The following is a 20,143-nucleotide window of genomic DNA, read 5'->3' on the forward strand; positions in this document are numbered from 1 at the left end:
GCCCACCAGGAATGTTCCCCGCCAACCTTGGCCCCCAAATTCCTTCGCCCATGGACGGTATTATCGGTATGACCAACCTGCCCCCTAACACTTCTTTAACACTTGAGCAAAAAGAATACATTCACGCTACCCAGCAATCTGCCAGTAACCTGCTGGCCATTATTAACGAGATACTGGATTTTTCCAAGATCCGCTCCGGCAAAATGGCGCTGGAACAAATTGCCTTTCATTTCCGTGAGCTGATGGATAAAACCCTGTTACCCCTGCAGTTACAGGCACAGCAAAAAGGGCTGCATTATTCCCTGGAAGTAGCAGACGAAGTGCCGGACCACCTGCTGGGCGATCCTGTACGTTTTACCCAGATCATTGTGAACCTGGTGGAGAATGCCATTAAATTTACGCCAGGTGGCGCCATTGGCATACGCTGCCGGGTGCTGGCCACGCAAAATACCCAGGTGCGTATAGGCTTTGAGGTGAGTGATACCGGCATTGGCATACCGGCAGATAAGCAGGAGATCATTTTTGAAAGCTTCACACAGTCCAATGCAGAAAATACCCGCCGTTACGGTGGCATCGGCCTGGGGCTGGCCATTACCCGGGAGCTGGTAGCCCTGCAGGGAGGCACCCTTACCGTAAAAAGCAAGGAAGGCGCCGGCACTACTTTTTATTGCGAAATACCCTTTACCAAAAACCTCTTCCTGCCGGAAACGCAAAGCAAAGGCCTGGCAGCAGCTACCCAGCTACGGCCCGTATTACAGGGCAAAATGCTGCTGGTAGCAGAAGATAATATTATTAACCAGCGCGTAGCTTATAATACCCTGCACAAAGCCGGCGCCCGGGTAGACATTGCAGCGGATGGCAGACAAGTGCTTACCCTGGTACAGCAGAAAGAATATGACTGCATAATCATGGACATCCAAATGCCTGAAATGGATGGCTATACCACTACCATACAGCTGCGTAAGCAAGGTATTGATACCCCGGTGATTGCCATGACCGCTGCCGCTATCAAAGGTGAACGGGAAAAATGTTTACAATCCGGCATGAATGATTATATTTCCAAACCATTTGTACCTGAAGAGTTATATATGAAGATATTGGACAACACCCCTATGCCTGGTCCTGGTGTAGTAGACTTTAACCATTTACGCAGCATATTATATAATGACACGGCTTACATAAAAGAAATGCTGCAGGAGTTCCTTTCCACCATGCCTAAAAATGTGCAGGAGATCCGGGAAGCCACCCAGCTGCAGGACTGGAAAAGAGCGGCCTTCCTGGCCCATCGCCTCAAATCAAGCCTGGGTATTGTGCCTATTGTAAATGCTATGGAAACTACCCGCGATCTGGAGAAAGAGGCGGAGCAGGGCACCAACATACCCGCTATTCATGAAAAAGTAAAGCAGCTGTCCGCTATTATGGATGCAGCCTGCCAGGAAGTATTGCAGGAAATGGAACGCCTGTAAGCTTATACCGCCAGCGGTAAGCTAAAATAAAACAGGCTGCCTTTGCCTTCCTCACTCTCTACCCCTATAGTTCCTCCCTGCGCTTCTATAAACTCCCTTGCTATGGCCAGTCCCAGCCCGCTGCTTTTTTGACTGTGCGTGCCGGGCACCTGGTAAAAACGTTCAAAGATCTTTTCACGGAAAGCAGCCGGAATGCCCTTGCCCTCATCCTTCACACTGAATGTAAGTGTGTCTGCCGTTTGTGTAATGGTTAGCTGCACCGCAGATCCTGCGGGTGAATAACGGATGGCATTGGTAAGCAGGTTCACCAGCACCCAGGCGGTTTTCTCCACATCGGCCTGTATGCTGGACAATTGTTCCGGTATATGGGTTTGAATGTTCACCTGCTGCTGGGCGGCCTGTTTACGCACCGTGTCCAGCGCGTACTCCAATACCTGCGCGGGGGCCACGGGCTGGGGCTGCAGCTGAATGTTGCCGCTTTCTACCTGCGAAAGGTTTAACAGCTCACTTACAATTTTGATCATACGCAGGTTATCCTGCTTCAGGCTTTCTACCAGCTCATGCTGCTCACTGGTCAGGTGGCCAATGCGCTCATCTTCCAGCAGCTTTAAACTAAAGTCAGAAGAGGCTAAAGGTGTTTTCAGCTCATGCGATACCGTAGCTATGAAATGTGTTTTGGCCAGGTCCTGCTCCCGGAAGCTGGTAATGTTCTTAAGCACAATAATGTAACCGATCCTTTCATTGGCATAATCAACATCCACCAGCTCTTTGGTAAAAAAACATTCCTTGCCATCCACCACTATTTTCAATGGACCCATGTTCTGCGGGTTCACTAAAAAGCTGAGCAGGTCATTATGTTTGGCTGCTTCCTGCGCAGGTTTGCCTATCAGCGCCTGTTCCGGCATATTTAATAATTGCAGGGCGGGTGTGTTCGCAAACAGGATAATGTTCCTGGTATCAAAACCAATGGTAGCATCTTTCAGGCTGCTGATCACCGCTTCCGCACGCTGCTTTTCAAACATAATGCGGGCCAGGTTGCTGTGCTCATAATCATCCAGTCGCTGAGCCATGGTATTAAAGGCCGTGGCCAGCTCTCCAAATTCATCTGCGCTTTCAAAATGCAGGCGCTGGCTGTATTTTTTATCTGCAATGCCTTTAATACCGATGGTAAGCTCCCGGATGGGATTGGCCACATAACCCGGGAAATTATATACAAAGGTGAAGCCCAGTAAAAAACAAACCCCGCTGATAATGGCTATGTATAACAGCGCATTGTTAGCCGTTTTCTTTACGCTTTCATGTTTCCCTGCAATGGCCTGCATGTTGGCATCCATGATCACGTATATGCTTTTGCGTATGGCCTGCAGCTCCTGCTGGGAAACAGCGCTGTCTTTTTTCAGCCGTTCAAAGGCCCTGCGTACCTGCACGGTGGCGCTGCCTTCGCCATATTCAGTAATATTAGCTTCCTGCCGGTGCAGCTGCTGCTCAAAATTTAGCAGGCCGCTGCTGCGGTCAGCACTCAGGGCATCCAGCGCTATCAGCATGTTCTTGCTGTATTCCAGGGATTCATAGTTATCCTGCAAAATAGTGCGTGCCTTTGCATTCAGGTTGGTGAGATAATAGTATCCCAGTACGCTCACCAGCAGCAGCATAAAGTAAAGGAACAGCACCCCCAGCGTGATCTTTGTTTTTAGCCTCATGATAGAATTATGAGATCAATGTCATTGGAAGATAATGTTTTTAATAATTGGTTAAAAAGGTTGGTTCTAAGGATAATACGGAACAGGCTAATGTGCGGTTTACCAATACACACGGTGGTTACCCGCTTTTCAATAGCCGTGTCTATGATCACCTGCGCTATGCGGGCATCGTGCACCTGCAGCACTTCCGCACCCAGCTCTGTAGCCAGCTTCAGGTTATTGATCAAATGGCGCTGGGATGCCAGGCTTATGCGGGCGGCATTTTCACGCGGGGCCTGCACGTACAGCACATACCAGTTGCCATGGTAATAAGATGCCAGGCGGGCTGTTTTGCGGATCACTTTACGCGCCACCTCATCGTTGGTAGAAATGCAGGCCAGGAAATTCTCATGCCGCATTTGCTGGCTGCGCGGCACCTCTATTTCTACTTTACGCTCTACCTGCGAGGTTACCTCCTTCAGGGCCAGCTCCCGCAGCTGCAGTATTTTTTCCGACTGGAAAAAATTCTTGAGCGCTGTTTCTACTTTTGAAGGATCGTAGATCTTACCTTCTTTCAGGCGGGTGATCAGCTCATCGGCTGTAAGGTCTATGTTCACTACTTCATCAGCCATCTGCAGCACACTATCCGGCACACGCTCTTTTACCTCCACACCTGTAATTATTTTCACCTGCTGGTTAATGCTTTCAATGTGCTGTATGTTCACGGCAGATATAACGTTAATGCCTGCATTTAAAAGCTCCGCCACATCCTGCCAGCGTTTTTCATGACGTGCGCCGGGTATGTTGGTATGTGCCAGCTCATCTACTATCACCCATTCAGGGTTCAGCAATAAAATGCTGTCCAGGTCCATTTCTTCCAGCATTTTGCCTTTATAAAAAACCTGCTTGCGCGGTATGGCCGGCAACCCGTCTATCAATGCCTGTGTTTCTTTACGGTTATGTGTTTCCACGTAACCTATCTGTATGTTCACACCATTCCGCAGCAGATTGTGCGCTTCCTGCAGCATACGGTAGGTTTTACCTACACCGGCGCTCATACCAATATAGATCTTGAACTTGCCCCGGCCCGATGTTTTGTTGGCCAGGTGCAGGTAATGTTGTACCGTATGTTCTTTGTCTGTCATAACAGGCATATGGTTAAAACCAGAAAGATAATGAGGTGGTTACCGATACATTCCCGGTTTTCAGCTCATCATCCTTTACAAATATGGCGTCTTTGCTGTCATAATATTTCCCCTCTATCCGGAACAGCACATTATCCATGGGTTTTACATCCAGGTTCAGGGAATAACCGGTGGTTTGAAAACCATTCGCAGCGCCGGTATTAATAATAACGCCGTGTTTATCATTAAAATGTTCTACACGGCCGGCAAGCGCCACCTTATCCGTTAATGCATACCGGGCTATGAGAATGGGGCTGTACCAGGTATTCAGATCGCTGCTGCCTTTTGCAGCTTGCTCCAAACCATAGTCAATACCCGCTACCAGTGTGCATTTATCTCCTATGCTAAAGGTACCGTAAAGGTCATTAAAATACCGCATTTGCCGGGCGCTGTCCGGCTTATCATTCCCGATAAATGTGCTGTAGTTCAGCGTTACCTTATCATTGGGCTTAAAGGTTACCTGCGTGCCAAAGGCGGGTGTTTGATTGCCATCTACCCGCTGAATGCGCTGCCAGCCGTTCAGGTACATGGCAGCCAGTGTCCATTGTTCATTGGGATTCCAGGTTATTTTAACGCCTGCTTCATAATAAGGTGTATTATCTGCCATAATGCTGCGGGTAAGCGTATAACAATCTTTTCCAATGGCGCTTTCAAACCCAATATGGGAGGGCATTATACCGGCATCTACCCAAAGCCCCTTCCCAATACGCAGACCTGCATTTGCTTCGTACACATGCCGCAGCAGCTCTGCTTCTGATGCCATGTTGTATTGCGCATAGGTACCGGCCATAATAGCAATATTACCCCGTACCCTGTCAGATGTGTAATTGGCTTTCACAAATCCCAGGTTCAGGTTCACCTCATTATGCCGGTTATAGCTATAGATAAATGGCGGTTTCACATGGTTGCCAGGATTATTAAAATCATAACTATAATAAACCTCTGCATAACCGGAAAAGGTAAGCTTTCCCGGTTCTTTTGCTGCGGTGCTGTCTTGTGAGAATACGCGTGTAGCCGTAATAGTAAGCATGGCTGTGCTAATTAAAAATTGTTTCATAAAATATCGTTGGATAGATCCTTTCGTTTTAAAATAGCGCCCCACCACCCTTTCAGCAGCGGAGCGCGGGGAACGTACTTAACAGGTTTAAATCTTCATAGGATATGAAATACTATTATTGCATATCGTCCAATGCTATGTTGAGCTGTAACACATTCACTTTAGACGGGCCTAACAACCCTAACAAAGGTCCTTTTGTATGTTCTTTCACCAGTGTTTTAATGCGCTCCGGCGCCACGCCGCGGGCTTTGGCAATTCGGGGTATCTGTATTTCCACCGCTGCAGGGGAAAGGTCAGGATCCAGGCCGCTGCCTGATGCAGTAACCAGCTCTGCTGGTATGTCTTCTTTATTTACACCGGGATTGTGCACCAGGAAAGTATCAATCCTTTCCTGCACTGTTCTCAGGTAATCAGGATTGGAAGGGCCTTTATTGGAGCCCGCAGAACCGGCGGCATTATAATCTACTGCAGAGGGGCGCGACCAGCAATATTTATCATCTGTAAATTTCTGGCCTATGTTGGCGTAACCCACTACTTTTCCTTTATGCATTACCGTTACACCATCGCCCTTACCGGGCGCCATTTTAGCCACAGCGGCAATAAACAGCGGGAACAGGCCTGCCAGCACTACTATCAGCACCAGGGTCAATCTTACGGCAGGAAAAATATATCGTTTCATGTTGGTTGTTGTTAAGTGTTAAAAGAACATACTAATGAACAGGTCTATGATCTTAATACCAATGAATGGTACTATTACCCCGCCTACACCGTAAATGAGCAGGTTCCTGCGCAGCAGCGCGCTGGCGCCAATAGGCTTGTAAGCCACACCTCTTAATGCCAGCGGAATAAGCAGGGGAATAATAATGGCGTTGAATATTACTGCGCTCAGGATAGCTGATTCAGGGCTATGCAGGCGCATGATATTAATACCCTGCAGGGCAGGAATAGAGGCAATGAACAGCGCCGGTACAATGGCAAAGTATTTAGCCACATCATTGGCAATGGAAAAGGTGGTGAGCGTGCCGCGCGTCATGAGCAGCTGCTTGCCTATTTCCACGATCTCAATCAGTTTGGTGGGATCATTATCCAGGTCCACCATGTTACCGGCTTCTTTGGCAGCCTGCGTGCCGCTGTTCATGGCCACACCTACATCTGCCTGGGCCAGCGCCGGCGCATCGTTGGTACCATCGCCCATCATAGCTACCAGGCGGCCTTCGGTCTGCTCTTTTTTAATGTAGGCCATTTTGTCCTCCGGTTTGGCTTCCGCAATAAAATCATCCACCCCGGCTTTGGTAGCAATGTACTTGGCCGTTAAAGGATTATCACCAGTAACCATTACTGTTTTTACGCCCATCTTACGCAGGCGTTCAAACCGTTCCTGTATGCCGGGTTTAATAATATCCTGTAATTCTATTACGCCTTGTACCTGGCTGTTAAGGGCCACCACTAAGGGCGTACCGCCATCTTTGGCAATAGCTTTTACCTGATCCAGGGTTTCTGCCGGTACGTTATGGCCGGCATGGGCTGCCAGCTTTTGCATAGCATCAGAGGCTCCTTTGCGTATGCGGGTACCGTCTGACAAGTCAATACCGCTGCTGCGGGTTTCAGCGGTGAATTTTACCAGCGTAGCGCCATTTATCGAAAGCCTGCTTACTACCTCCTTACCGGCCAATTCCACAATGGACTTACCTTCCGGCGTTTCGTCTGACAGGGAGCTGATGGCGCAGAGCCTTATAAATTCTTCTTTGGATACTCCGTTGGCTGCATAAAAGTTAGTGGCCTTACGGTTACCAATAGTTATGGTACCGGTCTTATCTAACAGTAACACATCTACGTCGCCGGCTGTTTCTACGGCCTTACCTGATTTGGTAATTACATTGGCGCGCAGGGCACGGTCCATACCCGCAATACCAATAGCTGAAAGCAAACCGCCAATGGAAGTAGGTATGAGGCATACAAACAAGGAGATGAAGGCCGCAATAGTAATAGGTGTTTGCGCATAATCTGCAAACGGTTTTAAGGTTACGCAAACAATAATGAACACCAGTGTAAAGCTGGCCAGCAATATGGTCAGCGCTATTTCATTCGGTGTTTTCTGGCGGCTGGCGCCTTCTACCAGGGCAATCATCTTATCTAAAAAAGATTCACCGGGTTCTGTGCTTACCTGCACTTTAATACGGTCGCTCAATACTTTGGTGCCGCCTACCACGCTGGACTTATCGCCCCCGGCTTCCCTTATCACCGGCGCACTTTCGCCGGTAATGGCCGATTCGTCTATGCTGGCCAGGCCTTCAATGATCTCGCCATCTGCCGGTACAATATCACCGGGCTCACACAGGAATACATCTCCCTTGCGCAGCTGTGCGGATGATACCACCTGCACTTCATTCATAAATACCTCGCCTATGGTGCGTATCAGCTTGGCGGGCGTTTCCTCGCGGGTTTTGCGCAGGCTCTCTGCCTGGGCTTTACCGCGGGCTTCTGCAATGGCTTCCGCAAAATTGGCAAACAAAACGGTGAGCAGCAGCACCAGGAATACCAGCCCGTTATAAGTTACGCTGCCCTGGTCTGTATGCTTGGTGATGATGGCGTACAGCGTAACAATCAACATTACTACGGTGCCCAGTTCAACGGTGAACATCACCGGGTTCTTTATCATTAACCGGGGATCCAGCTTTATAAAGGATTGTTGTAAGCTTTCCTTCACCAGCTCCCGCGGAAAAAGTCTGTTATCTTTATTTTTCATTTGTTATAGCTATTGTTCATTAATGCATGGAAAAATACTCTGCTATAGGACCTAGTGCCAGCGCAGGGAAGTACGACAGCGCATTAATGATAATGATCACTGCAAAGGTCATTACCCCAAAAGTGAGCGAATCTGTTTTTAAGGTGCCTGCAGCTGCCGGTATGAATTTTTTGTTGGCCATTAGTCCTGCAATGGCTACAGGTCCTATAATGGGCAGAAAGCGGCCCAGGATCAGGATAAAGCCCGTGCTTACATTCCAGAAAATGTTATTATCGCCCAAGCCTTCAAACCCGGAACCGTTATTGGCGTTGGAAGAAGTGTATTCATACAGCATTTCAGAGAAACCATGATAACCCGGGTTATTTAACCAGGCCGATGGTTTCACCGCCCAGTCGGCCTCCGGATGATGTGCAAGAATGAAAGAAGATAATGCCGTACCTGCCAGTATCAGGAAGGGTGATAACAGGGTAATAAGCGCAGCTATTTTTATTTCACGCGCTTCCAGCTTATGGCCCATGAACTCCGGCGTACGGCCTACCATAAGGCCGGATATAAACACGGCCATAATAATGTAGATGTAGTAGTTCAGGAAGCCCACCCCGCAGCCGCCATAAAAGCTGTTCACCATCATGCCCAGCATTTGCATTAAACCGCTAAGCGGCATGGTGCTGTCGTGCATAGCATTTACAGAACCGGTAGAGATAATGGTGGTGAGTATGCTCCAATACGCAGATCCCGCAGGACCAAACCGTACTTCCTTACCTTCCATGGCGCCCGTAGGCTGTGCTATGCCCATGTGTGCAATGGCAGGGCTGCCATGTATTTCCGTAATGATGGTTGGTATCACTAAACAGAGCATGCCCAGTGTCATGATGCTGAAAACCACGTACGCAAACTTTTTGCGGTTTATGAAAAAGCCCAGCGCAAAGATCATGGCTATGGGCAGCACTACCTGCGCTACCATTTCCGTGATGTAGGTAATGTAGTTGGGATTTTCCAGCGGGTGTGCAGCGTTGGCGCCAAACCAGCCACCACCATTGGTGCCCAGATGTTTAATGGCTATCATGGCTGCAGCCGGGCCGCGGGATACATTTACCGTATCGCCCTGCAGGCTTACATAGGCGTCTTTGCCTTTGTAGCTGGCAGGAGTACCGTTAAAGGCCAGTATAATGGCAATAACAATAGATAGCGGTAATAAAATGCGGGTGATGGTTTTTACAAAAAAGTCCCAGAAGTTACCCAGCTTACTGGTGGTTTTATCTTTTAGTGCTTTTAATACTACTATCAGTGAAGCTATACCGGTGGCGGCGCTTACAAAGTGCAGGAACTCCAGCACAAACAGCTGGGTGAAATAAGTTACCCCGCTTTCACCGGAATAGTGCTGCAGGTTACAGTTCACCACAAAGCTGATGGCGGTGTTAAAGGCCAGGTCCGGTGTTTGGCCGGGATTGCCATCCGGGTTCAGGGGCAGCTTGTCCTGGAACAGCAGTGCAAAAAACGCATATACAAACCATAGCAGGTTAATGGTCAGCAGCGCTTTCAGGTGCTGCTTCCAGTTCATTTCCTCTTTAGGATTAATGCCGGATAGTTTGTAGAACAGGCGTTCTATTGGCGCCATAAGATCTGACCAGGTTCTTTCTCCCTTAAATACTTTGGCTATGTATTTCCCTAAAGGCCAGGCCAGTAGTAGTGTAAGTGCATAGGTGATAATTACGCCTAAAATTTCTGTTGTCATCTTCTTTCTTTTGGCTTGTTTGTTTTAAAACTTTTCGGGTTTCAGCAATACATATATCATGTACAGGAACACCCCTATGGCCAGGATAAATAATGCGTTCATCATAGTCTTTAGCTGTTATATGCGGTCGAAATAATCAATTGAGCGGAAGAACAATACAAAACAGGCCAGGCCTGCGAGTAATAAAAGAATGGTAAACATGATGATGTATATTTTAATTAGTGGTACCGTTGTTACGGGCAGGTAAAAGCTATTGTAGTGCCAGGGTTGGCATGCAGGGTTTGAAATGATGGGTAAGCAATTGATAGTCAATTGCAAAACCGGGGATAAGGTTTAGGGCAGGTGAAAAGGTGCATGAAGGAACCATGCAGAAACGGAAGGGTGATTGCAGAAAATGCAATGATCGTGGGATAACACATTTGTATTTTTTACCATATCTTAATGCCCCAATTCAAGAGTACCTATGGAAGTAAATGACAACATTCCTGCGCAGGGGACGGCGGGGAATAATGGATGCCAGAAATGCGGCACACCATCCTATGAAGAAGGTTATAAAATAAGATTATGCGCCCCCTGCCGCCGCGGGCTAAGCCGTTATCCCATTAAGAAAGAAGTATTATGGGCAGCCCTGGGCGTGGGTTTGCTGGTATTATTCTCCCTGGTCAAGTTTCCGAAGTCCTTTACCGCCGGCCTCAATTATGAGCGGGCGTTAAAGCTGGAAGAGCAGCATAAGTATATGAGCGCAGAAGTGGCGCTGCGGCAAACACTAAAAGATTATCCGGAATACCTGCAGGGCGCCTGCCACTACATGATTGCGGCTTATTATAATGACCACCTCGTAGAAGCGGACAGCGCGCGGGAACATTGGGCCGGCAAAACATTCAACAACGAAAAAGAGCTGATTGAACAGGTGAATAAAGTATTAGGCGGTTTTAAAAACTACAGCTTTAAGGATAGTTCCTTTCACTTTGTACGGGATAGCCTCAGGAACGATAACATAGCTTACCAGACGGCTTTAAAGCAGTATGTGCAGCAGCACCCGGAAGATAACCTGGCAAATTATTTATTGGCCGACCAATATTTTGATACACACGAATATGCCGCTGCCGATAGTCTTTGCGACCAGGTATTAACAGCTGCACCGGACTTTCAACCGGCATATAGCTTGCTGGCCGCCGCTTACCGGGAAGAAAAACAATATGAAAAAGCTACTAAGGTATGTAACCAGCTGCTAAAGCTTAATGCAGAATCTGTAGTTGCACACACTTCACTGGTCAGGATATTCATAAAGCAAAAGCTGGACAAACAGGCCCTTGAAAAAGCACAATATAGCTATAGCCTGGCGCCGGATGACCCTTCAGCCATGCAGGCGCTTGCGCTGGCCTATCATTTCAACAGGCAAACCAAAGAGCGCGATGCCCTGATGGCCCGGTTAAAACACAATGCCGATACCAACGGGTTAGCGACCCTGCAAGGGGTTATTGCCGGTACTATTACTTACAGAGATTAATGTATTCAATATGTTTTTTGTTCCAGGTATTATAATTACGATCGTTACTTTTCCCGGTGTGGTAGCACATGAGCTGGCCCACCAGCTGTTTTGCCGTTTATGCGGGGTAGCCGTATTTGAAGTAAAATATTTCCAGCCTGCCAACCCCGCCGGTTATGTGATCCATGAACCGGTACGGAATCCTGTGCACCAGCTATGGATAGGCATCGGGCCTTTTATTGTGAACACTTTGCTGGCAGTTATTATTGCCTTCCCGGCTGCCATACCGGTCATGAAATTCAGCAGCGGTAATGCGTTGGATTATCTTTTGCTGTACCTGTCTATTTCTATTGGTATGCATGCTTTTCCCAGCATCGGCGATGCGCAAACCATGTGGAATACGCTGTGGCATGGTGAGGATACGCCGAAATGGCTAAAGGTGGTAACAGTGCCGGTGGTAGGCATTATTTATGCCGGCGCAATGGGCTCCTTTTTCTGGTTAGATCTGTTCTACGGAATGGGCGTTTCCCTGGGGCTGCCGGTGTTGCTGATAAAATTGATGGCGTAAGCTTATTTATGGCAATTGTGTCAATATCTCCTGCACCTTGGTTTTTAAAACAGGCAGATCATCAATGATCACCTGCCATATCAGCTGCGCATCTATTCCAAAGTATTCATGCACAAGGATATGCCGGAGGCCAATGATCTGGCGCCATTCAATATCGGAGAACCGTTCGCGGGTGGGCACTGTAACCAGGTTAGCCGCTTCGCCAATAATTTCAATTTGTTTAATGGATGCGAAACGCATCATGGAGTTGGTAATAAAATCGGGGAAAGTTTGGTTGATGGTATAGTTTTCTATTTCCGTTATGGCTTCCAGTATATGCAACAATCGTTGCTTATCGCCCATGTTACCTTTCATAGATCAATTGCTTGTCTGCATTGATGAAAGGCAATAAATGCTGCGATAATGCCTGGTTGGATACCAGGTCCACCTGGCGGTGCAGCTTATCTTCCAGGTCCAGCTTCATTTTTACAAAACCTAAGCCAATATGTGTAGTGTAATCCAGCTCCACCAATATATCCAGGTCGCTTTTAGCATCTGCTTCATTCCTGGCATAGGATCCAAAAATGAAAGCTTTCTTCACAGGTTTATCTGCAAAGTACTGCCGGATGACTTGAATATCTTGCTGGCTGAGCTTCATATATCAAATTTAAGGCTTTTTCCTGAGCGATCTAACTGAACAAATACAGCACATCCTCTTTAGACAGCTTCTTAATAAAGCCGGTATCATCGGCAATAATATCTTTTACCAAAGATTTCTTGCGCTCCTGCAGCTGTAAGATCTTTTCCTCCACCGTATCCTTACAGATCATGCGGTAGGCAAAAATGTTCTTGGTTTGGCCAATACGGTGGGTACGGACAATGGCCTGCTGTTCTACAGCGGGGTTCCACCAGGGATCTACAATATATACATAGTCGGCAGCAGTAAGGTTCAAACCCACGCCACCGGCTTTCAGGGAGATCAGGAATACACGGCACTCCTCGTTATTCTGGAAGTTCTGGATAGCGCGCTCCCTTTCTATGGTGCTGGTGCTGCCGTCAAAATATTCAAACGGAATTTTAAGATGCTGCAGGCGGTCTTTAATAAGCGCCAGCATACCCAGGAACTGGGAAAACACCAGCACCTTGTGGTTGCTGATATTCTCAGACATTTCCCGTGTAAGCTCATGCAGCTTTACAGAGTGGTTCGGATACTGCTCTGATTCATTCAGGATAGCCGGTGAATCGCAGATCTGGCGCAGCTTCATCAGGCCCTGCAAAATGGTAAGCTGGGAACGTTCCATACCCTGGTCTTCTATCACCCCTAAGATCTTGGAGCGGTAGGTATTGCGGTAAGCATCGTAAATATGGCGCTGCTCCGCATCCATTTCGCAGAAGATCACAGTTTCTATTTTCTCCGGCAGCTCTTTGGCCACCTGCTCTTTGGTACGGCGTAATATGAACGGATAGATGAGCTTACGCAAATGATCTTTGCGCTCCTCATCCTGGAACTTATCAATAGGAGTGGCAAATTCATTCCTGAAAAAGTCTACACTCCCCAGCATACCGGGGTTCAGGAAGTTCATCTGCGCATAAATATCAAAAGTATTGTTCTGCATGGGTGTACCGCTCAGCGCCAGGCGGTTCTTAGTATGCAGCAGCTGTGCCGCTTTGGTAACCTTGCTCTGCGGGTTCTTAATGGCCTGGGATTCATCCAGCACCACATAGTCAAACTCCATTTTCATCAGCAGCTGCACATCACTGCGCAGGGTACCGTAAGTGGTGATGATAATATCTACCTTCTGCAGCTCTTCCGGGTTCTTCATGCGCGTAGGCCCATGATGAATATGGTAACGCATTTCAGGAGTGAACTTCTTGATCTCGTTCTCCCAGTTATAGATCAGCGTAGTAGGACATACCACCAGCGCCAGACATTTATCGTTATGGGTATTTTTGTAATGCTGTACAAACGTAAGCGCCTGGATGGTTTTACCCAAACCCATGTCATCCGCCAGGATACCGCCCCACTTCACTTCATCCAGATAGTTAAGCCACTGGAAACCGCTTTCCTGGTAAGGGCGCAGATTGGCATTCAGGTTATGGGGCAGGGAAACGTTGCGGATCTCATCAAACTGCAGCAACTTTTTACGCTTCTGCTCCAGCTCTATAACAATGGCCTCATCATCAATAAACTCAAACAGTTCATCAATAACGCTGAAGTTATATTTGCTTAGCTTAAGTCCTTTATCTTTTTCCTCGCCTATCTTAAACAGCAGGGAGTATTTACGCAGCCATTCTTCCGGCAGCAGGCCCAGGGAGCCATCTGCCAGCTGTACATAGTTCTGTTTATTAGCCAGCGCATGTTTGATATCCTTAATGCTTACACGCTGATCGCCATACAGCACCTCTATCTGCGCATCAAACCAGTCAATGCCGGAGCTGATCTGCAGGTTCGTGACCGGCTTATGGGAATTGAACTTGAAGTTACGCAGGCCGTCAAAGCCAAACACGCGTACATTCATTTCCTTCAGCGCATCAAAGAACAGGAAGAACCAGTTGTTCTTCAGCGCTTCTTTGGAGCGCAGGTAAAAATAGTTGTTGTTGCTGGGCTGACTGAAATTGGTGTGCAGCGCCCGGATGCTTTCTACAAACTGCTCTTCCGCAGCTTTGTTCCGGTGAATAATGAGCACTTTGTTGCCTTCCTGCACTGTAATGCGGGTTTCATCATTCCACTCCACCTCATGCCCATGGTAGGCAAAGCCGGGTTGAATAATAAAGGTTTCGCCCATTTCTTTCAGGTACACGCGGCTTTCCGGTAAAATATCATCTACCTCAGCCAGCAGGGAAGCATCAAACTGTATATCATATTGCCGGCTTAAGGGCAACAGGTAATCTTTTAAATAAGTAGGCCATTCGGTTACGGGTATACGTAAGCGGCCGGTATTGCGGAACAGCTCCACATGCAATGCATCCTGCGGATTTTCAAACAGGTGCAGCATGCCCTTGTAAAGGAACAGCAGCGGGCTTTCCCACTCATTGTCCGTTACGTTCACCAGCTCACCTTCTATATTCACATAACAGGTGATCTCCACTTCCTTTTCGCCGGTATGGGTTTTAAACACGGGCAACAGGCGGCCGCCGGCTAATGCAATGGGCTGCAGGTTACGTGTTTTAAACGGCTGCCGGTTGGGTAACAGGAACAGTAAGCCATGTTCTGCCATTTGCGGAAACAGCTTGGCCAGCTTGGGATGCATGTATTCCAGCATCAGCTCCTTGGTTTCCGTAGGCAGCTCTTCTGAATTATCATGGGTAATATTTTCCCAGATGCCTGCAAAGGGCGAGTTCTTGCTCAGGTATTTACTTACCTCGCCTGACTGCAGCTTACGCACGGGCGAGATCAGCTCCCGGTCATGCTCTTTATACTGGTAAAAATCAATGTATTTGGTCAGGTCCAGCTTGTTCACCAGGGATACAAAACCATTCTGCTCCTCATTCACTTCACCGCTTACCAGGTCCATCCGGAAAAAGGGATACAGGGGTTCATTGGCATTAAACACCACGCCTACACGCTGTGTAACCACAATGTCCGGCGGGGGCGGCGGGGGCGCCTGTTGTGCCCGGCCAGCCACAGGGGCTTCTACCCGCTTAATGCTGGGATCCAGCACACGCAGGAAGGGTTTGCCCTCCATGTAGGAAAAAGCAAACTTACCATCCAGGTTATCTGTAAGGGAGTAGCCGTAAATGGCCAGCAGCTTATTCTTTTCCTTATCCCAGTTGCGCAGGGTATCAAAATAAAAAGGCCCGTTGGCATTCAGCAATTGCAGGAACAGGGCCGTTTTGTGCTTACACAAGGGGTGCTCCGTTTCATCGCAAATGCAATGGGTATCAAAGTTGCGTTCCTCATTCCGCTGCAGGATGAGGGGATATTCCTGTCCATCCAGCTTCAGCAAAGCTTCTACCTTTTCATCTTTGGCGCTGCGGATCTGGATCTTATGATGTTTCAGTATTTTTTCTGCCTCTGCATAAAGCTCCGGGGAAGTGAGCAGCCTGATAGATTTGAGGTCAATAGACTTCATTTTTATCAGCGTATGTTGCTGATTGTAATGCGTTTCAAAACTATCAAAGTGGTTCTTGTCCAGCATTTCCTGTAGCTGGAACAGGGCTGCGGCCTCGTGCCGGCAAATATCCCCCAGGTTATAGGGGCACTGGCAGCGCACCGACATATTGCCGGTATCATGGTATTTGGCGATGGTAACTTTGTAGTAGTTGGCGTGCGTATCGCTCTTTACCCGGAAAGCGGCTGATCTAAGCACAGGATCGGCCTCCAGCAGCTCTACCCCGCCTGTAGAGAATATACGTTTCCCCCTCCGGATCACCTCATCGGTGCCGTTATTATAAACGTATTTTAATAACTGGGGTAGTGACATATATTCCAGGCTTTATAAAACTAAAATATTTAGCAACTCGCTAAAAGGCAATCCACAAAAGTAAGCAGAATTTTTGGAATGTGGAGGGTGGGTGCGAACAAGGCAATGGATCATCGGCCATCAACTATTCGTATATCCGTAAATACCGCTGAATAGAAAATGCAACGGCCTGCTGCCCCCTGGAAGTAATCACCCGGCCAAAAGCGCCGTACAGGGCATCATATTTCAAAGGTTTAACAGCTGCCTGGATCTGCAGAATATCTCTCTTAGGGAGGGGTATCAGGTTGGGATAACTATACATGAAGGAAACTGTTTTCAGATCAGGGGATACCTGGATCACATCACCAACCAGCAGCACGCCCTTATCAGCATGCCCGGCCGGCCAGTGCAGGATGTTGGCCCCGGGAAAATGCCCGCCGCAAAGCACCAGCTCAATATTATCCCATAAAGGCAGCATAGGGCCTTCCCACAATTTAATTACCGGGTCCCTGCGGCCCAGCCACTGCGCATCCAACGCATGTACATACACCGGGGCATTGTTAAAGACATGGCTCCACTCCACGATCGTAGAAAAATAATGCGGGTGCGAGAGGGCAATAGCTTTAATACCACCCAGCTGCTGAATAAGATCTATAGTAGAGGCGTCGAGGTTAGTGATACAATCCCAGAGAATATTGCCGCCCGGAGTAATAAGCAGGTAAGCCCGCTGGCCAATGGCAAAGGCGGGTGTAGTGTAAATAGCGTACAGGTTAGGCGCTACTTTTTCAATAATGTTGCGGTGCCCGCGGCTTACCTGTTCCAGTGTAGTCCACGACTGGCCGCCGGGATTTACATACTGGCGGTCATCTTCACATACCGGGCAATGCGCCGGAGTACCTTCGTATTGAATACCACAAGTGGAACAGATGGAGTACATGGTTTAATTACGGATTGTCAATTACGAAATTACTGATCACCCCACCACCAGCTCTCCGTTCTGCAGTAGCGGCAGCACATTAGCGCTGTCCGGGGTAAGGCAGTAGCGGATGTCTTTTTCCAGCCCATAGCGGGACAGGCGCTGGAAATGGGAGGCCTGCCGCATGAAGCCAAAAATATCGTCTTTAGCGGTATTATACAGGGTTTCTGCCGCCAGGGCAGAATCGCAGTTCACGTTAAAATGCTGCTTAATGCGGTGCACCACGGCCCCGGCAAACAGGGTATCTTCCATATTCACACGGTCTTTCCAGGCAGCGCAGCCCAGTATCACATTTTTACCCTGGGCTACCAGGTAATCACATACGGCAGAAAGGTTCGGGAATGATCCGGTAACGATCTGGATGGCATCCTTTGCCATGTGCAGCAGCTTGGTGCCATTGGTGGTGGTAAGCACCAGGATCTTGCCTTCTATAAAATCACGCGGGTATTCAAAGGGGGAATTACCATACGCCAGCCCTTCGGCAATTTTACCATCCCGCTCACCGGCCGTAATAGCGCTTAGCTGGCGGCCAATGTTCACACATTCTTCTACAGAAGCCACCGGTATTATTTTGGCAGCGCCGTTATATAATGCCGTACAGATAGTAGAGGTAGCCCTTAACACATCAATGATCACAACAATACTGTTCTTCACATCATACAAATGTAATAAGGCCGGCGACAGGCACACTTCTAACGAGGGGCCGCCATTCGATTCATTCATTTCCACTTTTTTAGAGAATTAATAATCGCAGTGCCGGCACTTCACCGCAGCACATTCCCTGCGATTATTCATTATTAATCAAGAATAACCCGCCATTTCTCCGTTTCCGCATAATCTTTTATTACACGGTTACGCTGCTGTAACAGGCGGCTCATATACTTTTTAAGGTAAATTTTGGTGAACAGCTGCCCCAGCTTTCCGTAGGGCACTTCAAAATCCAGTAGATCTATGGCCACCGTAGCATTTTCAATTGCCTTAAAATGGTGCTCATGGCGCATGTACTTAAAATCGCCCTGTTCCATTTCATCGCAAAAATACTCCGGGCTGCGCATATCGGTAACCCGGGTGGTAAGCACCCGGTTCTTACCTAAATGGCGCGCACGCCAGGTCACTGTTTCATTATTTTCTATTAACCCGTTCAGGCGGCCTTTAATGGCCTCTTCCTGTAAATGGGCCATGCTGCGCTTGTGCAGGGTAATACTCCGGCTCAGGTTAAAAACCCGTTCCATAGGAGCATAAATAACTGTGGTCAGATGAATAGTAGGCATAGAATGATATGGTGTGAAAACGTTTAGCGCTCAGCTGTCAACCCCCGTGGCTTCAGCTAAGATAATGGCCCGCAGGCAAATTTTTCAATCTTTTATCAAAAGCTAAACGCTCAATGCCAACTGCTAATTGTTACCTACCCCAAAAACGGCACCTTTACCACTTTGGCTTTGAGCTGTTTGTCGCGCACGGCAATAAAGATCTCGCTCCCAAGCGCTGCGTAAGGCGTTTTTACATATCCCAGCCCAATGGCCTTTTGCAGGGAGGGCGACTGTGTACCGGAAGTTACCCGGCCTATTACTTCGCCTGCTGCATTCCTGATCTCGTAATCATGACGGGGAATGCCCTTGTCTATCATTTCAAAACCTACCAGCTTTTGCGTAACCCCGGCGGCTTTTGTTTTTTCAATAATGTCGCGGGCGGTAAAGTCCTTGGTGAACTTGGTGATCCAGCCCAGGCCGGCCTCCAGCGGGGAGGTACGGTCATCAATATCATTGCCGTACAGGCAAAAACCCATTTCCAGGCGCAGGGTATCGCGGGCGCCTAAGCCAATCGGTTTCAATCCCTTAGGACCACCAGTAGCAAAAAGGGCATCCCATATTTTTTCAGCAGCGCCGTCCTTATCTTCAAAATAGATCTCAATGCCGCCTGCGCCGGTATAACCTGTAGCGCTAATCAGCACATTGGGTACACCCGCAAAGGTGCCTTTGGCAAAAGTGTAATATTTCAGGTTTATAATATCAATATCCGTCAGCGGCTGCAGCATACCGGTGGCATTAGGGCCCTGTATGGCCAGCAGGCAGGTTTTATCGGAAATGTTATGCATTTCCACCCCTTTGGTATTGTGCTGGCTGATCCAGTTCCAATCCTTTTCAATGTTGCTGGCATTTACCACCAGCATGTACACTTTATTTTCTTCTATGCAATATACCAGCAGGTCGTCTACAATCCCCCCTTCTGCATTTGGTAAACAGCTGTACTGGGCTTTGCCCGCGGTTAATTTGGAAGCATCATTGCTGGTAACCCGTTGAATAAGGTCCAGCGCATCAGCGCCTTTTAACATAAACTCGCCCATGTGGCTTACATCAAATACACCGGCATTGGTGCGTACGGCCTGGTGCTCATCATTAATACCGGTATAGGAAACCGGCATGTTATAACCTGCAAAAGGAACCATTTTGGCCCCCAGCGCCACATGTTTTGGGGTAAAAGGCGTGTTTTTGATCTCAGACATCTTGTTGGTTGTTTGGGTATGATTGGTTTTTAACGCGGCAAAAATAGGTTGAAAATCCAAATTTGGTGTAATAATTGCATTTTGGGGAAATACGATTGTGAATTACGAATTGTCAATTACAAAATGAAGCATCCGTACCTTGCCCGCCTGGCGGGTAATGCCATTAAGTAGTTCGTTGTGAAGTAATTCAGATTTTGGAGAGTGTATAAACTTGTTTTTATTGCATTTGTGTTTTTCAGGTCCTTCAAGCTTAAAGTTCCTTATTTTATTATCCCATATAAAAATTACAACATATGCTACGTTTAATAAATACGGACTTCAATCGGGGCATTTTTAATTCGTAATTAAACCTCCCCGC

General features: G+C 47.9%; 17 protein-coding genes. 3 read left to right on the forward strand and 14 right to left on the reverse strand.

The features are described from left to right. The coding region (locus KVT36_RS17585) for a hybrid sensor histidine kinase/response regulator (RefSeq protein WP_217604769.1) at positions 1 to 1,466 on the forward strand (1,466 nt) is incomplete at its 5' end. A 2-nt stretch (positions 1,467 to 1,468) separates the two neighbouring features. On the opposite strand, the gene KVT36_RS17590 is transcribed toward KVT36_RS17585, so the two are convergent. The 7 genes from KVT36_RS17590 to KVT36_RS33215 all read right to left on the reverse strand — a co-directional run bounded on the left by KVT36_RS17590 (position 1,469) and on the right by KVT36_RS33215 (position 9,972). Continuing rightward, positions 1,469 to 3,166, reverse strand: coding sequence for an ATP-binding protein (locus tag KVT36_RS17590; protein ID WP_217604770.1), 1,698 nt, complete (start codon positions 3,164 to 3,166; stop codon positions 1,469 to 1,471). Beyond that, positions 3,163 to 4,290, reverse strand: coding sequence for a sensor protein KdpD (locus KVT36_RS17595; protein WP_254640066.1), 1,128 nt, complete (start codon positions 4,288 to 4,290; stop codon positions 3,163 to 3,165). The genes KVT36_RS17590 and KVT36_RS17595 overlap by 4 nt, the downstream gene beginning before the upstream one ends. A gap of 13 nt (positions 4,291 to 4,303) precedes the next feature. Continuing rightward, a complete protein-coding gene (locus KVT36_RS17600; RefSeq protein WP_217604772.1) occupies positions 4,304 to 5,386 on the reverse strand; it encodes a porin in 1,083 nt (360 codons plus the stop codon). A gap of 115 nt (positions 5,387 to 5,501) precedes the next feature. Then, positions 5,502 to 6,065, reverse strand: coding sequence for a K(+)-transporting ATPase subunit C (locus tag KVT36_RS17605; protein WP_217604773.1), 564 nt, complete (start codon positions 6,063 to 6,065; stop codon positions 5,502 to 5,504). An 18-nt stretch (positions 6,066 to 6,083) separates the two neighbouring features. Further along, positions 6,084 to 8,132, reverse strand: coding sequence for a potassium-transporting ATPase subunit KdpB (gene kdpB / locus KVT36_RS17610; RefSeq protein WP_217604774.1), 2,049 nt, complete (start codon positions 8,130 to 8,132; stop codon positions 6,084 to 6,086). 19 nt (positions 8,133 to 8,151) lie between these two features. Next, positions 8,152 to 9,867 carry a potassium-transporting ATPase subunit KdpA gene (kdpA, locus tag KVT36_RS17615; protein ID WP_217604775.1) on the reverse strand — a complete coding sequence of 572 codons (1,716 nt, stop codon included), beginning with the start codon at positions 9,865 to 9,867 and terminating at the stop codon, positions 8,152 to 8,154. Between the two features lie 24 nt (positions 9,868 to 9,891). Further along, entirely contained in the window at positions 9,892 to 9,972 is an 81-nt protein-coding gene (locus tag KVT36_RS33215) for a potassium-transporting ATPase subunit F (RefSeq protein ID WP_089906815.1), read from the reverse strand. A 358-nt stretch (positions 9,973 to 10,330) separates the two neighbouring features. Here KVT36_RS33215 and KVT36_RS17625 point away from each other — a divergent pair, with 358 nt between their 5' ends. Next, the gene (locus KVT36_RS17625; protein WP_217604776.1) at positions 10,331 to 11,377 is read left to right on the forward strand and encodes a hypothetical protein; all 1,047 of its coding nucleotides are present in this window, start codon (positions 10,331 to 10,333) and stop codon (positions 11,375 to 11,377) included. 10 nt (positions 11,378 to 11,387) lie between these two features. Further along, positions 11,388 to 11,924, forward strand: a complete 537-nt coding sequence (locus KVT36_RS17630; protein ID WP_217604777.1) for a metalloprotease family protein — start codon at positions 11,388 to 11,390, stop codon at positions 11,922 to 11,924. A gap of 6 nt (positions 11,925 to 11,930) precedes the next feature. Here the strand turns inward: KVT36_RS17630 and KVT36_RS17635 are convergent, their stop codons facing one another. The 7 genes from KVT36_RS17635 to gcvT form a co-directional block, all read right to left on the reverse strand. Beyond that, positions 11,931 to 12,278, reverse strand: coding sequence for a DUF86 domain-containing protein (locus tag KVT36_RS17635; protein ID WP_217604778.1), 348 nt, complete (start codon positions 12,276 to 12,278; stop codon positions 11,931 to 11,933). Then, positions 12,268 to 12,561, reverse strand: coding sequence for a nucleotidyltransferase family protein (locus KVT36_RS17640; protein WP_217604779.1), 294 nt, complete (start codon positions 12,559 to 12,561; stop codon positions 12,268 to 12,270). Before KVT36_RS17640 ends, KVT36_RS17635 begins: the two co-directional genes overlap by 11 nt. Positions 12,562 to 12,592: 31 nt before the next feature. Beyond that, positions 12,593 to 16,327, reverse strand: a complete 3,735-nt coding sequence (locus KVT36_RS17645) for a DEAD/DEAH box helicase (RefSeq protein ID WP_217604780.1) — start codon at positions 16,325 to 16,327, stop codon at positions 12,593 to 12,595. A gap of 124 nt (positions 16,328 to 16,451) precedes the next feature. Next, the gene (locus KVT36_RS17650) at positions 16,452 to 17,243 is read right to left on the reverse strand and encodes an MBL fold metallo-hydrolase (protein ID WP_217604781.1); all 792 of its coding nucleotides are present in this window, start codon (positions 17,241 to 17,243) and stop codon (positions 16,452 to 16,454) included. Between the two features lie 36 nt (positions 17,244 to 17,279). Further along, positions 17,280 to 18,005, reverse strand: coding sequence for a 2-phosphosulfolactate phosphatase (locus KVT36_RS17655; RefSeq protein WP_217604782.1), 726 nt, complete (start codon positions 18,003 to 18,005; stop codon positions 17,280 to 17,282). A 74-nt stretch (positions 18,006 to 18,079) separates the two neighbouring features. Continuing rightward, positions 18,080 to 18,514 (reverse strand): SRPBCC family protein, encoded by a 435-nt coding sequence (locus KVT36_RS17660; RefSeq protein WP_254640067.1) that lies wholly within the window; start codon positions 18,512 to 18,514, stop codon positions 18,080 to 18,082. A 173-nt stretch (positions 18,515 to 18,687) separates the two neighbouring features. Next, positions 18,688 to 19,785, reverse strand: coding sequence for a glycine cleavage system aminomethyltransferase GcvT (gene gcvT, locus KVT36_RS17665; RefSeq protein WP_254640068.1), 1,098 nt, complete (start codon positions 19,783 to 19,785; stop codon positions 18,688 to 18,690). Between the last annotated feature and the right edge of the window lie 358 nt (positions 19,786 to 20,143).

The organism is Chitinophaga sp. GbtcB8 (assembly GCF_019091455.1).
Taxonomy (GTDB): domain Bacteria; phylum Bacteroidota; class Bacteroidia; order Chitinophagales; family Chitinophagaceae; genus Chitinophaga.

Bases quoted from the DNA above. Each gene is read 5' to 3' on its own strand.
- KVT36_RS17645 (WP_217604780.1), bottom strand. From the start codon at position 16,327: ATGTCACTACCCCAGTTATTAAAATACGTTTATAATAACGGCACCGAT.
- KVT36_RS17600 (WP_217604772.1), bottom strand. From the start codon at position 5,386: ATGAAACAATTTTTAATTAGCACAGCCATGCTTACTATTACGGCTACA.
- KVT36_RS17590 (WP_217604770.1), bottom strand. From the start codon at position 3,166: ATGAGGCTAAAAACAAAGATCACGCTGGGGGTGCTGTTCCTTTACTTT.
- KVT36_RS17660 (WP_254640067.1), bottom strand. From the start codon at position 18,514: ATGGAACGGGTTTTTAACCTGAGCCGGAGTATTACCCTGCACAAGCGC.
- KVT36_RS33215 (WP_089906815.1), bottom strand. From the start codon at position 9,972: ATGATGAACGCATTATTTATCCTGGCCATAGGGGTGTTCCTGTACATG.
- KVT36_RS17625 (WP_217604776.1), top strand. From the start codon at position 10,331: ATGGAAGTAAATGACAACATTCCTGCGCAGGGGACGGCGGGGAATAAT.
- KVT36_RS17650 (WP_217604781.1), bottom strand. From the start codon at position 17,243: ATGTACTCCATCTGTTCCACTTGTGGTATTCAATACGAAGGTACTCCG.
- KVT36_RS17595 (WP_254640066.1), bottom strand. From the start codon at position 4,290: ATGACAGACAAAGAACATACGGTACAACATTACCTGCACCTGGCCAAC.
- kdpA (WP_217604775.1), bottom strand. From the start codon at position 9,867: ATGACAACAGAAATTTTAGGCGTAATTATCACCTATGCACTTACACTA.
- KVT36_RS17655 (WP_217604782.1), bottom strand. From the start codon at position 18,005: ATGAATGAATCGAATGGCGGCCCCTCGTTAGAAGTGTGCCTGTCGCCG.
- gcvT (WP_254640068.1), bottom strand. From the start codon at position 19,785: ATGTCTGAGATCAAAAACACGCCTTTTACCCCAAAACATGTGGCGCTG.
- kdpB (WP_217604774.1), bottom strand. From the start codon at position 8,132: ATGAAAAATAAAGATAACAGACTTTTTCCGCGGGAGCTGGTGAAGGAA.
- KVT36_RS17605 (WP_217604773.1), bottom strand. From the start codon at position 6,065: ATGAAACGATATATTTTTCCTGCCGTAAGATTGACCCTGGTGCTGATA.
- KVT36_RS17630 (WP_217604777.1), top strand. From the start codon at position 11,388: ATGTTTTTTGTTCCAGGTATTATAATTACGATCGTTACTTTTCCCGGT.
- KVT36_RS17640 (WP_217604779.1), bottom strand. From the start codon at position 12,561: ATGAAGCTCAGCCAGCAAGATATTCAAGTCATCCGGCAGTACTTTGCA.
- KVT36_RS17635 (WP_217604778.1), bottom strand. From the start codon at position 12,278: ATGAAAGGTAACATGGGCGATAAGCAACGATTGTTGCATATACTGGAA.